This is a genomic window from Halomonas sp. 3A7M, from assembly GCF_014897875.1.
GTDB lineage: Bacteria > Pseudomonadota > Gammaproteobacteria > Pseudomonadales > Halomonadaceae > Vreelandella.
This window is the reverse complement of the sequence record NZ_JABUZD010000055.1, coordinates 1-13,024: the sequence shown is the minus strand read 5'-3', so window position 1 is coordinate 13,024 and position 13,024 is coordinate 1. Positions and strand designations below refer to the sequence as shown.

Sequence of the window (13,024 nt, the reverse complement as noted above, 5' to 3'; positions counted from 1 at the left end):
CCATTGATATTTGTTTATGTAATTTACATTACGAAATTACATTTGCTGGGTTTGGTTTATCCGTAGGAGATGACAATGCATGGGACTCAGCAGGTAAGACAGCAGCAAGCAGCTACGCTCACCCACGATATCGTTATTGTGGGAGGCGGGCTGGTCGGTGCCAGCTTAGGCTGCGCGTTGGCGCCGTTGATTGAGCGCTACGGCTGGCGTGTGGCAATTGTTGAAGCGGCTGCCTTACCTGAAAACGCTGAGAAGTCAGCGTGGCAGCCAAGCTTTGATGCTAGGGCCAGTGCTATTGCTGAAGGCTCTGCCCAACGCTTTCGCCAACTGGGTGTTTGGGAGGCGATGCGCAGTGAAGCTACCCCGATCAAGCGCATTCATATCAGCGAGCGCGGTCGTTTAGGTGCCACTAGGCTTAGCGCTCAGGAGCTGGGAGTGTCGGCATTGGGGCATGTCATTCCTAATGCTTGGATGGGGCGTGTGCTGCATCACCATCTTCAGCAACTGCCGATTGAGTGGCACTGCCCTGCAACGGTGGCGCAACTAATGCCACAAGCTAACGGCCACCGCCTGGTGCTTTCCGATGGCAGTGAACTAACGGCAGCGCTGACTATTCTCGCCGATGGCGGGCGATCTGGACTGAAAGAGCAGTTGGGCATCAGTAGTCGCCACCGCTCTTACGAGCAAACAGCCGTCATTGCCCATGTCGGTATTAGCCAGCCCCACGAGGGGGTTGCCTATGAGCGCTTTACAGCAGAGGGGCCGATCGCACTGCTACCATTGCCTGGCCAAGCGATGGAGCTGGTCTGGACGCATGCCAGCGGCACAGAGCAGGCGCGACTAGCGCTCTCCGATTCGGCGTTTTTACGCCAGCTACAAGCTGCCTTTGGTGATCGAGTCGGGCGTTTTACTCGGGTGGGGCAGCGTTTCAGCTACCCACTTTCGCTGATTACCGCGGAAGAGCCCGTTCGACCTGGGTTGGCGGTGTTGGGAAATGCTGCCCATGCGCTTCACCCGGTAGCGGGTCAGGGGTTTAACTTGGCACTGCGCTCAGTGATGGATCTGGTCGAAGCACTAGCGCAGGGCGCTCAGAACCAGCGTGCTCTTGGTGATATGGACATGTTACTCGCCTTTGAGCAGCGTCGTGCGCAAGACCGAGCCAATGTCATTCGGTTTAGCGATGGGTTAGTGCGTCTATTTGGCTATTCGCTGCCCCTACTGCCGCATGCCCGAGCCGCTGGCCTGGTGGGGCTCAATTTAGTGGGCCCGCTTCGCCGCAGCTTGGCACGCAGAGCAATGGGTCTAGAGCGCTGATGCAACAAGTAGCTAAGGGAACGTTATGAAAACGCAAACAGCGGCAATAGATGTGCCGGTTGAACGTTTTGACGCGGTGATCGTAGGTGCCGGAATGGTCGGCACGGCACTAGCAGGGCTGCTGGCTAACGCTGGGATGCAAGTGGCGTTGGTTGAAACCAAAGCAGCACCACTGCGCTTAGATGCTTTTGGTGGCCATCCGCCTGCCCCCAGGGTGAGTGCTTTGACGCCGGTTTCACAGCGGCTGCTCTCGCATTTGAAGGCATGGCCCGCGATGGCTGCTACTAGGGTAACGCCTTACCGTTATATGCAGGTGTGGGATGCAGAAGGCAGCGGTAGCATCCATTTTTCCGCCGATGAAGCAGGTGCGCCCGTACTTGGACATATTGTTGAAAACGATGTGACATTGGCCGCGTTAAATGAGCAGGTGCTAGCGCTGCCTTCCGTTAGCACTTTCTTTGGAGTGGGCGTGGAGGCTTTGCAAACCTCTGATAGCGGGCGCTGGCTAGTGCTGGATGACGGCCGACAATTGCATACGCCATTATTAATTGCTGCCGACGGTGCACGCTCCACCATGCGTGAATTGGCAGGGATATCAGTGGCCGAAGAGTCTATGCAGCAAGAGGCCGTCGTTACCACCGTAAGGTGTGAAAAGTCCCATGGCGACACGGCTCGTCAGGCTTTTATCGCTGGCCATCCACTGGCTTTTTTGCCGTTAACGGTGGGCGGTGATGACCGCTACTGTTCGATTGTCTGGTCGACCACGCCTGAGCATGCACATCAACTTACATCGCTCTCTAGCGAGGCGTTGGGGCAGGCGCTAAGTGAAGCCTTTGACTACCGTTTAGGTCAGGTGAGTGCCGTCGATACGGCCTATCGGTTTCCGCTGATTCAGCGCCACGCCGCTCACTACGTGCAGCCTAATTTTGCCTTGGTGGGCGATGCTGCCCATAGCATTCACCCGCTAGCGGGGCAGGGCGTTAACCTAGGATTTATGGATGCGGCAGTGCTGGCTGAGGAAGTGATTAATGCATGGCAGCGAGGAGCCCCCTGGGGGGCGTTGACCACGCTGAGTCGCTACGAGCGGCGTAGGCGCTTCGATAACAGCGCCATGCTGGGGCTGATGAAAGGGTTTAAAGTGCTTTTCGGTAGCCAAGTGCCTGCATTGACGCTGGCGCGCAATATGGGGATGAGTGGTATGAATCAGTTGGTGCCGATAAAACGACTGGTGATGCGGCAGGCAATCGGAGAGCGAGGACGCCTGCCGCAATCGTGTCGTTAACGGCGCCGACGATCCACCACGTTCAATGCTTTGAGTAAGTTCAGCGCTTCACTGAGCTGATAGTCCTCGCGCAGGCGCTGAGACATTTCAGTCCGCTCCCGGGGCATTGCGTCTTGGCCGCTTAGATGACCATCAAGATCAGCTTCGCGGATTTGACGTTGCCCCTCAGCCACTTCCAGCCGGCCGCGTACCACTTCCACGTCAGGCTCGATACCTTGTGCTTGGATTGAGCGCCCATTGGGGGTGTAGTAAAGCGCGGTTGTCAGCTTAAGACCTTCGCCATTGCCAAGCGGCATGATCTGCTGCACGGAGCCTTTACCAAAGCTTTCGGTGCCCATTATCACCCCGCGGCGCTGGTCTTGAAGCGCCCCTGCGACAATTTCAGCAGCCGAGGCGCTACCACTGTTTATCAGTACAACGAGCGGCACATCACCAGCGGGTGTCTCTGGCGATGCCGAAAACGACATTTCGGTGTCAGAAAGACGCCCTTCGGTGTACACAATTAGTCCTTCATCCAGGAACAGGTCGGCAACGCCAACGGCGGCCTGCAAAACGCCACCTGGGTTATTGCGTAAATCGAGAATGAGTCCCTCAAGTGGCTGCTCTCGGGCCATGCGCTCTAACGACCTACGTGCCTGCTCTGGGGTGCGCGACTGAAACTGGCTAATTCGCAAGTAGCCATAGCCTGGCTCCAGCACTTCATGCTTAACGCTTTCATTGCGAATTACTTCGCGCGTTAGTGTGAACTCACGCGGAGACTCTTCACCCGCCCGCAAGACGGAAATACGCAGTTGGCTACCCGGTTCGCCACGCATCAGGTTAACCGCCTCTTGAAGCGATAAGCTGTCGGTTGGCGTTCCATCGATAGCCACAATCACATCGCGGGATAACAGGCCCGCTCGTGAAGCTGGTGTGTCATCGATGGGGGTAATAACTATTAGCTGCCCGTTTTCTGTGCCTACTTCAATGCCAATACCGCCAAACTCACCTTGGGTGGATTCGCGCAGGCTTCGGTACTCTTCTTCGTCTAAATAGGCTGAATGGGGATCTAGCTCGCTGAGCATGCCTCGCATGGCATTACGCAATAACGTGCGGTCGTCAACCTCTTCGACATAGCCGCGTTTAATGCGCTCAAACACCTCAGCAAAGGTCTGGATCTCTTCAAGCGGTAGGTCATCAGCAACGCTATTTGCAGACTGAGCCATTAAGGGGAAAGGAGCAGTCAGCAGTACAAGCGGGAGCAGGGTAGCCAAAAAGCGCTTGGCAGGGGCCGATACCTTGGTAACAGATAGCGTCATGCGGACTCCGCTAGGCGAAAGGCAGCGCCAGAAGGCGCTGCATAAGTTGAGACATGATTGTTAATTCATAGGAGTCAGCTTATCCCGTCAGCGGCGTGCAATCCAACGTTGTGGATTAATTGGTTCACCGCTACGCCGCACTTCGAAGTAAAGCGCGGGGTTGGTCTGCCCGCCGCTGTTGCCGACACGTCCAATTTCAGTGCCACGGCTTACTTGTTGGCCGGGCCGTGCACTAAATTGTTGCAAGTGAGCATAGAGCGTCATGATCTGATCACCGTGATCAATAATCAGCAGGTTGCCAAAGCCACGCATCCAGTCGGCGAATACCACGCGGCCCGTATGAACGGCTGTTACTGCACTGCCCGAATCTGCTCGAATCACGATACCGTTATAGTGCACGCCGTCTCTACGCTGAAAGGTTGCCGTAATGGCTCCTTGAACGGGCCAGGGTAAATCGCCCCGCGTGCGGGTGATGTGTGTGGTCGGTGTTGGCTCGGCTAAACGAGCCAGCTCCGCTTGTATCGCCCTTAGCTGCTGTTCGGCCTGCTCACGGCTTTGGTTTAGATCGGCTAAGCGATCCTCTTCGCTGCCATAGCGGTCATCCAGGGTCGCTACGACGCCACGCCGCTCCTCGGTTCGCTGAGCGAGTATAGCGCTTTGCTCTTCTAGCTCGTCGGCTAATGCATCAAGGCGCGTTTGACGCTCGCTGAGCGCTTGCTCGGTATCTGCCAGTGCGTTGTCGAGGCGGCTTATATCCGTAAGGCGTTGCTGACGCGCCTGAGTCAGGCGATTTAGATACGCCTGCATTCGGTCTAGCTCGGCTGGATCGCTTTGATTTAGGAGCAGTTTCAACTGGGGTGTTGGCCCCAGTCGATAAAGGGCTGCCAGCTGTTGGCTCAGCGCAGCGTATTGCGCTTCACGCTCACCTTCCAAGCGCTCTCGGTGCTGGCGAAGTTGGGTCGTTTCGTCGGCCAGTTGACGGCGCTCAGCCTGAAGTTGATCCAGGCGCTGGTGAGTCTCAGCGAGCTCCGTTTCCACATGGCGCAGCTCACGCTCGGCGCTATCCCGCGCTTGCCCGGTCGCACTGAGGCGCTGGGCAGCCGCTTCGATCTCCTGGCCAATCGCATCCAACTGCTGGCGCGCGGCATTTTCATTTGGCTGGGCTAAACTTGCTGGCGCATAACCTAACGCCAGCATGAGCGCGACTGCTAACGTCCATCGCATCAGCATCAATCAAAATGAATCAGTGGGTTACCTGTCATTGCTTCGGGCTGTGCCTGGTTCATCATGGTTAACAACGTCGGCGCTAAATCGCACAGTCGTCCATCTTCCAGCCGCCCATTCTGCTCTCCCACGTAAATCAACGGCACCGTAAAGGTGGTGTGAGCTGTTTGCGGCGCGCCTGTTTCCGGATGCACCATCTGTTCGGCATTGCCATGGTCAGCTGTGATCAGGCAAGCACCACCGGCACGTCCAATAGCCTCTACTACCCGGCCAACGCAAGTATCAACGGTTTCAATCGCTTTTACCGCGGCGTTGAAGTCACCGGTATGGCCAACCATGTCGCCATTGGCATAATTGCACACTATTAAGTCAAAGCGACCGCTGTCGATAGCGTCCACCAGCTTATCGGTGATCTCAAAGGCGCTCATCTCGGGTTTTTCGTCGTAGGTTTTAACGTCACGGGGGGAGGGCACTAAAATGCGCTCTTCGCCTTCGTACTCGGCTTCATTACCGCCGGAGAAGAAAAAGGTGACGTGGGGATACTTTTCTGTTTCTGCAATACGTAGCTGAGTTAGGCCGCGTTTAGCAACCACTTCCCCCAGGGTATCGGTGAGATCAGAAGGGGGAAAGGCCGCTGGTGCTGGAATGTTGGCGGCGTACTGGGTCATCGTGACTAAACCGTCGCCAGCCAGTGTAGGACGTACACGCCGCTCAAAGCCGTTAAACTCAGCTTCAGTGATCGCGCGCGTTAATTCGCGGGCGCGGTCGGAGCGGAAATTAAGGAAAATAGCTGCATCGCCGTCTTGGAGGGTAATGGCGGTGCCATTCAGCGGGATACTGCTAGAAGCGACAAATTCGTCGGTTTCGCCGCGCTGGTAAGCGTCGCGCAGGGCGGTTTCAGCACTGGAAGCAATAAAGTCAGCGTGGCCATCGGTCAGCAAGCGGTAGGCTTGCTCAACCCGCTCCCAGCGGTTATCACGGTCCATTGCATAAAAGCGGCCAATGACCGAGGCAACAAAGCCATTGTCGGCACCTACTAACTCTGCCAAACGTGCATTAGCACGCTCGATCGAGCGGAGCGCACTTTGCGGCGGCATATCGCGTCCGTCTAAAAACGCATGGATAAAAATGCGCTGCGCGCCGCGTCGGGCAGCAAGCTCAGCCATGGCAATAAAGTGGTCTTCGTGGCTATGCACGCCGCCGGGAGAAAGCAGCCCAAGTAAGTGAACGGCGCGGCCATTGGCAACGGCCTCGTCGATGGACTTGGTCAGCACCTCGTTGGTGTCTAGATCGCCGTCTTCAATTGCTTTGGTAATGCGGGTGAAGTCCTGGTACACAACACGCCCGGCACCAATATTCATATGGCCTACTTCAGAATTGCCCATCTGCCCGTCAGGCAGGCCCACATGGCGACCATCGGTGTGCACATAGGCGTGCGGGCGGTTGGCCCACAGTTTGTCCATGTTGGGCGTATTAGCTGCGGCCACTGCGTTGTGGGCGCTATCGGGATTGTGGCCGTAGCCATCTAAGATGATTAGCGCCACGGGGCGCGGTGCAGTTGTAGCCATGAAAACCTCTTTATGTTGGTCAGCCAAGCGATATGAGGTGCTGTTTGAAACGTTGGTGAAGGCTGCTCAAACAGTTTTCAGACAACACCTTATAATCAGGGTCGCGACAGGCGCGCGCATGGGGCATCATAACGCAGGCAGCCGTTGGGCGTCATGGCCTGCGCGGTATGCCGTGTGACGTGTATACTTGTTGCGTTTCTGGAGGCGGCTAGGCCGCTTTTTTCTGCATAGACCAAGAGATTGTGTTCACGATGATCGATCAGCTGTTCGAATTCGTAATGAACCACCCCCTACTTGTCGGGGCGTTTTTGCTGGTATTAATAGCATGGGTGGCGTACGAAGCGCGCAGCGCCGCCACGCATGCTGTGACCTCTACCCAGGCGACTCAGCTTATTAACCGTGAAGATGCGGTGGTGCTGGATATCCGTGAAAGCAAAGACTTTAAAGCAGGACATATTGCAGGTGCACGCAATATTCCTCAAAGCAGCCTCGACAGCCGCATGAATGAACTGGAGAAAGTGAAAAGCCAGCCGATCATCGTGGTATGTAAGCATGGCCAAAGCTCTGGTGCTGCCCAGGCAAAACTTGCTAAGGCAGGTTTTGAACGTGTCAATAAGTTAAGAGGTGGCATGGTGCAGTGGCAGGCCGATGGTCTTCCGGTGGTAAAAAAGTAATTAAGTAGCAAGTATTTAACCGTGCGCTGTCGCGCAATTTTTTAGCAGATGAACAATTAGGAGTATCCCAATGGCGGAAGATAACAACACCCCGCAGGCAGGCGCCGCAGAAGGCGAAAAGCCTCAGCTGAAGTTCTCTTTACAGCGTATCTATGTGAAAGATATTTCCTTTGAAGCGCCGAACTCACCTTCCGTATTCAAGCAGGCATTTAAGCCTAAGGTGAATCTGGATCTGAACACCACTAGCCAGAAAATAGCCGACGACCAGTACGAAGTGGTTGTAAAGGTGACTGCCCAGGTTAACGATAGCGAAACCGGCACTACGTCGTTCCTTGCAGAAGTAGAGCAAGCTGGCCTGTTCCGTATTTCTGGAATTGAAGGGGCACAGCTGGAACAAACTCTGGGTGCGTTCTGCCCCAACTTGCTGTTCCCTTATGCTCGTGAATGCGTTGACAACCTGGTCAATCGTGGTGGTTTCCCGCCGCTAATGCTGGCGCCGGTGAATTTTGAAGCTATGTACGCTCAGCGCAAACAGCGTGAAGCGCAGCAGGCTCAGCAAGCAGCCGAGAATACTCACTAAGTGCATGCTGCTGACTGGGTTGCCTTACACGGCAAAATGCCTCGCCTTTATGTGCCCGCTGAGTTTGCAGTGGGCACAACCATCACTCTGCCTGACGGCCCGGCGCGGCATGTGACACGGGTGCTGCGGCTGGGCGAAAGTGCAGCGCTGATGCTGTTTGATGGCAATGGCCAAGAGGCTGGCGTGCGCTTAGCCGATGTTGGTCGCAAGCAAACGACAGTGATCATCGAGGCTGTCTGGCCGGGTAGTGGCGAATCGCCGTTAGCGGTGCACCTTGGCCAAGCGATCTCGAAAGGCGACCGGATGGATTATGCCATTCAAAAAGCCGTTGAGCTGGGCGTTGCAGCGATTACCCCGCTCTACACTGAGCGGGGTGATGTACGTCTCAAGGGTGACCGTGAAGAGAAAAAACTGGCTCACTGGCAGGCGGTTGCGGCTAGCGCTTGTGAACAGAGTGGGCGAGCGGTTGTCCCCCCCATCTATCCACCAAAAGCGCTGGATGATTGGCTGGCCGAGCGGCAAGAGCCGTTACGCTTGATGCTTCACCTAGCGACAGGCAATGTATTTTCGCAACAGCCATGCCCCGCTGCAGTAGCGCTCTTAATCGGCCCAGAGGGTGGCTTAAGTGATGCGGATATTAATGTGGCCACTGTGGGTGGCTTTACACCGCTGACGCTCGGTCCAAGAGTATTGCGTACTGAAACGGCACCTGTTGTTGCGCTAACGCTGCTACAGCACCACTTCGGTGATGTGTAAGTACTCACTTTTCAGCACTCGCTTCTCTGTACTCACTTGTAAGAGCTCATGTTTAAATATTTATTCTTAAGAGCCTATTCTTAAGAAATATTTTGGGGCTTATTTTTTAGCGGTATGCATAAGTGAGTGCTTACTAGCTGGCTGCTGCCCTGTTGAGTAGTGGCGGTCGCTATTTATGCGCTGTCGAATACCGGCTGCGCTTTGCCTTGCGTGCGCAAGGCACCATAATGAAGGTCTACTTTCTGTAAGGACGGTACCTATGGTCCGTGAGTCTCACTCTTCTCCCCGTTCCGCAAGCGACGCCGCTGTTCAGCTGGGTGACGTAGCCTATTTGACCGTGACGGCGGTCAATAGCACAGGGGCGTTTCTGCAATGGGGACAGCCCAAAGATGTACTGCTGCCTTATAGCGAGCAGCGCTTTCGCCCCGATCCCGGTAAGCGGGTACTGGTAATGCTGTATAGCGATGACCAAGGGCGGCCTGTGGCTACCATGCGCCTGGATCGTTTTTTGACAGACGATGCTTGGGCGCTGGAAAAAGGTGATGAAGTGGCTGTGGTGGTAGCTGACCGTACTGACCTTGGGATGAAGGTAGTGGTTAACCACCGTTATTGGGGATTAATCTATCAAGATGATATTACCCAGCCGCTGCGCCGCGGGCAGTCGCTGAAAGGCTATGTAAAGCAACGCCGCGAAGATGGTCGTGTCGATATTTGCCTGCTCCCCCCGGGTGTGGCTCGCTTAGATGTAGTGGGTGATAAAGTATTGCAGGCGCTACGTGAAAGTGGTGGTTATCTAGCGTTGGGTGATAAAAGCTCCGCGCATGATATTAAGACGCGATTAGGTGTTAGCAAGAGTGCTTACAAGCAGGCCATTGGGCGACTTTATAAGCAGCAGTTAATTACCCTAGAGCCTGGTGCTATCCGGCTTGTACCGGGGGCGTTAACGGGCGGGCAAGACGAGTAGTCTCTAGCGACGGTTGGAGCTGTGCAGGCAGTGCGGCATACTGCTTACCTTTTGTTCATGTATGGATGTTACCCCGATGAGCCAATCAACGTTGCATCTCGGTGTGGTGATGGATCCCATCAGCGACATCGCTTACAAGAAAGATACCACCATGGCCATGCTGTGGGCGGCGCAAGAGCGCGGCTACACACTGCATTATATGGAGCAAGAAGATCTTTTCTTGAACGCAGGACAGGCTTATGCACGTATGCGCCCATTAACGGTGCATCGCGATCCTAACCATTGGTACGACCTCGGTGAAGCGGCTCAGCGCCCACTGGTGGAGTTGGATATTGTGCTAATGCGCAAAGACCCGCCTGTCGATGCCGACTTTATCAATGCGGTCCATCTGCTGGGGTTTGCCGAGCGGGAAGGCGTTCTGGTAGTTAATCCAACCGCTGCGTTGTTGCAGTGTAATGAAAAATTATTTGCCCAGCAGTTTCCCCAGTGCTGTGCGCCCACCATTGTCGCCAGTCGTGATGACGTCCTGCGTGCTTTCCACGCGGAGCATGGTGATGTGATTTTCAAACCCCTTGATGGCATGGGCGGTACAGGGATTTTTCATATCGGCCCTGATGGCCGCAACATTGGCGCGGTTATTGAGCAATTAACCCTGCGTGGCCAGCGGCAAATTATGGCGCAACGCTACCTAGCCGAAATCAAAGATGGCGACACGCGCATCTTATTGGTTGACGGTGAACCCGTGCCCTATGGGCTGGCGCGTATTCCCTCGGCGGGTGAAACTCGGGGTAACCTCGCCGCTGGCGGGCGCGGTGTCAGCCGTGAGTTGACTGAGCGTGACCACTGGTTGATTCAGCAGGTGCAGCCCATGATTCGTGAAAAAGGGCTGATGTTTGTTGGTTTAGATGTGATTGGTGATTACATCACTGAAATTAACGTCACCAGTCCTACCTGTGTACGTGAAATTGATGATCAGCGCGGCACGGACATTGCCGGAATGCTGCTGGATGCTATTGAACGTCGTCTTAACTAACCGATGCCGTTGAACGTTCTATTCGCCTAATAACGCGAGGCTCGCTGAGTATTCAGCGAGCCGTAGGAGACGCATGCAAAGCTTTAAGCATCATTTTTTGATGGCTATGCCTCACTTGGATGACCCTAATTTTGCCGGTAGCCTGATCTACCTTTGCGACCATGATCACAATGGTTGCATGGGGGTCATCGCCAATCGTCCACTTGAAATTACCCTCGATGCCCTCTTTGAGCAGCTGTCGCTGGGAGGCGATGATAGCCCGCACCGTAATGCACCGGTCTATTATGGCGGCCCTATGCATAAGGATCGTGGCTTCATTTTGCATATCGGTGATAGCCAGGAGTGGGACTCCAGTGTCCAGGTAGAAGACGGTATTGCGCTGACCACCTCGATGGATATTCTTCAGGCGCTTGCCGACGATACCGGCCCCGAAGATTTTCTGGTGTGCCTAGGCTGCGCGGGTTGGGACGTTGGGCAATTAGAAGACGAGCTAAAAGAGAATGCGTGGCTGACGGTCGAAGGCCAAGGCAGCGTACTGTTTAACACCCCTCCCGCTGAGCGTCTAACCGCTGCCGCTGGCATACTGGGCGTTGATCTAAACCTGATGACCCGCGACGCGGGCCATGCATGATGGTTGAGTTTTATGGCTGATCGTGGGCAACGGCTAATACTCGCATTTGATTTTGGTACTCGGCGTATTGGTGTCGCGGTAGGCAATGAGTTGCTTAATAGCGCACGCGAGCTAACGCCGCTAACCGCTCGAGACGGCATTCCTGACTGGAATGTTGTTACACGGTTAGTAGAGGAGTGGCAGCCTGACTTGTTTGTAGTTGGCTTGCCGCTGAACATGGATGGGACTGAGTCTGCGATGAGCGCGCGGTCACGCAAGTTCGGTAATCGCCTGCACGGGCGCTATGGCAAGCCCTGTGAAATGGTTGACGAGCGTGGCTCTACTCGCGAAGCGAAGCAGATCGCTCATGCGGCAGGCCATCGTGGTAACTATCGAGAAGAAAGTGTCGATGGCATCGCTGCTGTGCTTATTCTAGAAGGTTGGTTTGCCCACCAAGAAGGACTTCCTGGTGGGCGGATCGCTCATTAAACCTGATGTAATGACTTAACGGTCTAGAGTGCCGGTTTGAGATGGCACAAACCAGCGCACGGGTCTCAGGTCTTTCTCAATCAGCTCATCTACCTTTAATAGCGTGGCAAAAATGGCCATCCGCATGGGGATCCCGTTGTCAGTTTGGCGGAAAATCGCCAAACGCGGGTCTCCGTTAAGATTCACGTTTAGGTCATTGGCGCCAGGGCGGCTATCTCGGGGTAGTGGGTGCATGACAATCGTACTTTGGCTGCAGCGCTGATCCAGAAAGTCGCGATTAACCATAAAGTCATCGGAAAGCCCCTGAAAGCTCTCGTTCATTTCATCGGTAAAACGCTCTTTCTGGATGCGTGTGGTGTAAACCACGTCCAGATCTGAGAAGTCACTGGCCAGTGAGTCACGTTGTTCGACGCGGTGCCCGCGAGACGTCACAAGGTCAATCAGCGCAGTCGGCATTTCCAGGCCCGGTGGCGATACCAGGGTAATGCGCAGCGGATCATAGAGAGACAGTAGCTTGATCAGCGAATGCACGGTGCGGCCATATTTCAAATCACCGGTCAGCAGAATATGTGCGCCGCTGAGTGATTTACCTAATCGCTGAAACTCTTTATCAATCGTATAAAGATCAAGCAGCGCTTGGCTTGGGTGCTCACCTGGGCCATCCCCTCCGTTAATTACCGGCACATTGGTGGCGGCGGCGAACTCTGCTACCGATCCTTGATCAGGATGGCGCATTACAATCGCATCGCAATAGCCACTCATCACTCGGCTAGTATCGTAAAGCGATTCACCCTTGGCCATAGAAGAGAAAGTAAAACCGGTGGTGTCACACACACTTCCCCCCAGACGGCAAAACGCAGCATTAAAGCTCACGCGTGTGCGTGTACTCGCTTCAAAGAACAAATTACCAAGCACAGCACCTTCCAGCACCCGAGTAACGTGGCGACGGCTGGCAATAGGTTCCATACGCGCTGCAACGCGTAGCAGGTGGTCAACGCTTTCGCGCTGTAATGAATCGACAGTTAATAGATGCTGGCTCATCACGGACCTCAGAATGGGGGTGGGCGTTGGGGGCTATAAAGCTGGTATAAGTGTAACCGCCAATGGAGTGCCGTCGAAGCGCTTTCAATTAGCAAACGGCCTGCCTTAAAACTTTTTCGCACTTATCTATAAATAGCCCTTGCCAAAACGGCAGCGAATCCGTAAAGTACGCATCCGCTGCCGGGGACGCA

General features: G+C 54.9%; 13 protein-coding genes. 9 read left to right on the top strand and 4 right to left on the bottom strand.

Going from position 1 to position 13,024, the window contains the following annotated elements; translation table 11 throughout:
* Window positions 1–75: 75 nt before the first annotated feature.
* Together ubiH and INT19_RS04680 are read left to right on the top strand one after the other, a co-directional pair.
* Window positions 76–1,314: a 2-octaprenyl-6-methoxyphenyl hydroxylase gene (gene ubiH / locus INT19_RS04685; protein ID WP_193059897.1), complete on the top strand. Its 1,239-nt coding sequence runs from the start codon at window positions 76–78 to the stop codon at window positions 1,312–1,314.
* 25 nt (window positions 1,315–1,339) lie between these two features.
* Entirely contained in the window at window positions 1,340–2,596 is a 1,257-nt protein-coding gene (locus INT19_RS04680) for a UbiH/UbiF/VisC/COQ6 family ubiquinone biosynthesis hydroxylase (protein WP_193059896.1), read from the top strand.
* Here the strand turns inward: INT19_RS04680 and INT19_RS04675 are convergent.
* The 3 genes from INT19_RS04675 to gpmI form a co-directional block, all read right to left on the bottom strand.
* On the bottom strand, window positions 2,593–3,894 hold the full coding sequence (locus tag INT19_RS04675; protein ID WP_193059895.1) for a S41 family peptidase: 1,302 nt from the start codon (window positions 3,892–3,894) through the stop codon (window positions 2,593–2,595). The genes INT19_RS04680 and INT19_RS04675 overlap by 4 nt on opposite strands.
* Window positions 3,895–3,981: 87 nt before the next feature.
* Complete coding sequence (locus tag INT19_RS04670; protein WP_089040965.1) at window positions 3,982–5,118, bottom strand: murein hydrolase activator EnvC family protein; 1,137 nt, start codon at window positions 5,116–5,118, stop codon at window positions 3,982–3,984.
* A 5-nt stretch (window positions 5,119–5,123) separates the two neighbouring features.
* The gene (gene gpmI, locus INT19_RS04665; protein ID WP_193059894.1) at window positions 5,124–6,686 is read right to left on the bottom strand and encodes a 2,3-bisphosphoglycerate-independent phosphoglycerate mutase; all 1,563 of its coding nucleotides are present in this window, start codon (window positions 6,684–6,686) and stop codon (window positions 5,124–5,126) included.
* A gap of 251 nt (window positions 6,687–6,937) precedes the next feature.
* Between gpmI and INT19_RS04660 the strand changes: the two genes are divergently transcribed.
* The 7 genes from INT19_RS04660 (at window position 6,938) to ruvX (ending at window position 11,792) form a co-directional block, all read left to right on the top strand.
* Window positions 6,938–7,360 carry a rhodanese-like domain-containing protein gene (locus INT19_RS04660; protein ID WP_030071716.1) on the top strand — a complete coding sequence of 141 codons (423 nt, stop codon included), beginning with the start codon at window positions 6,938–6,940 and terminating at the stop codon, window positions 7,358–7,360.
* 70 nt (window positions 7,361–7,430) lie between these two features.
* On the top strand, window positions 7,431–7,940 hold the full coding sequence (secB, locus tag INT19_RS04655) for a protein-export chaperone SecB (RefSeq protein ID WP_009102012.1): 510 nt from the start codon (window positions 7,431–7,433) through the stop codon (window positions 7,938–7,940).
* A 36-nt stretch (window positions 7,941–7,976) separates the two neighbouring features.
* Window positions 7,977–8,696 carry a 16S rRNA (uracil(1498)-N(3))-methyltransferase gene (locus INT19_RS04650; protein ID WP_193059917.1) on the top strand — a complete coding sequence of 240 codons (720 nt, stop codon included), beginning with the start codon at window positions 7,977–7,979 and terminating at the stop codon, window positions 8,694–8,696.
* Between the two features lie 259 nt (window positions 8,697–8,955).
* Complete coding sequence (locus INT19_RS04645) at window positions 8,956–9,660, top strand: CvfB family protein (protein WP_193059893.1); 705 nt, start codon at window positions 8,956–8,958, stop codon at window positions 9,658–9,660.
* A gap of 76 nt (window positions 9,661–9,736) precedes the next feature.
* Complete coding sequence (gene gshB / locus INT19_RS04640) at window positions 9,737–10,693, top strand: glutathione synthase (RefSeq protein ID WP_089040094.1); 957 nt, start codon at window positions 9,737–9,739, stop codon at window positions 10,691–10,693.
* Window positions 10,694–10,766: 73 nt separating this feature from the next.
* Complete coding sequence (locus INT19_RS04635) at window positions 10,767–11,324, top strand: YqgE/AlgH family protein (RefSeq protein WP_038480025.1); 558 nt, start codon at window positions 10,767–10,769, stop codon at window positions 11,322–11,324.
* A gap of 12 nt (window positions 11,325–11,336) precedes the next feature.
* A complete protein-coding gene (ruvX, locus tag INT19_RS04630; RefSeq protein ID WP_038480028.1) occupies window positions 11,337–11,792 on the top strand; it encodes a Holliday junction resolvase RuvX in 456 nt (151 codons plus the stop codon).
* Window positions 11,793–11,807: 15 nt separating this feature from the next.
* Here ruvX and pyrB read toward each other — a convergent pair whose 3' ends face one another.
* Window positions 11,808–12,833: an aspartate carbamoyltransferase gene (pyrB, locus tag INT19_RS04625; protein ID WP_083000221.1), complete on the bottom strand. Its 1,026-nt coding sequence runs from the start codon at window positions 12,831–12,833 to the stop codon at window positions 11,808–11,810.
* Between the last annotated feature and the right edge of the window lie 191 nt (window positions 12,834–13,024).

Coding starts and splice junctions, on each gene's coding strand:
- ubiH (WP_193059897.1), top strand. CDS start 76: ATGCATGGGACTCAGCAGGTAAGACAGCAGCAAGCAGCTACGCTCACC.
- INT19_RS04680 (WP_193059896.1), top strand. CDS start 1,340: ATGAAAACGCAAACAGCGGCAATAGATGTGCCGGTTGAACGTTTTGAC.
- INT19_RS04675 (WP_193059895.1), bottom strand. CDS start 3,894: ATGACGCTATCTGTTACCAAGGTATCGGCCCCTGCCAAGCGCTTTTTG.
- INT19_RS04670 (WP_089040965.1), bottom strand. CDS start 5,118: ATGCGATGGACGTTAGCAGTCGCGCTCATGCTGGCGTTAGGTTATGCG.
- gpmI (WP_193059894.1), bottom strand. CDS start 6,686: ATGGCTACAACTGCACCGCGCCCCGTGGCGCTAATCATCTTAGATGGC.
- INT19_RS04660 (WP_030071716.1), top strand. CDS start 6,938: ATGATCGATCAGCTGTTCGAATTCGTAATGAACCACCCCCTACTTGTC.
- secB (WP_009102012.1), top strand. CDS start 7,431: ATGGCGGAAGATAACAACACCCCGCAGGCAGGCGCCGCAGAAGGCGAA.
- INT19_RS04650 (WP_193059917.1), top strand. CDS start 7,977: ATGCCTCGCCTTTATGTGCCCGCTGAGTTTGCAGTGGGCACAACCATC.
- INT19_RS04645 (WP_193059893.1), top strand. CDS start 8,956: ATGGTCCGTGAGTCTCACTCTTCTCCCCGTTCCGCAAGCGACGCCGCT.
- gshB (WP_089040094.1), top strand. CDS start 9,737: ATGAGCCAATCAACGTTGCATCTCGGTGTGGTGATGGATCCCATCAGC.
- INT19_RS04635 (WP_038480025.1), top strand. CDS start 10,767: ATGCAAAGCTTTAAGCATCATTTTTTGATGGCTATGCCTCACTTGGAT.
- ruvX (WP_038480028.1), top strand. CDS start 11,337: ATGGCTGATCGTGGGCAACGGCTAATACTCGCATTTGATTTTGGTACT.
- pyrB (WP_083000221.1), bottom strand. CDS start 12,833: ATGAGCCAGCATCTATTAACTGTCGATTCATTACAGCGCGAAAGCGTT.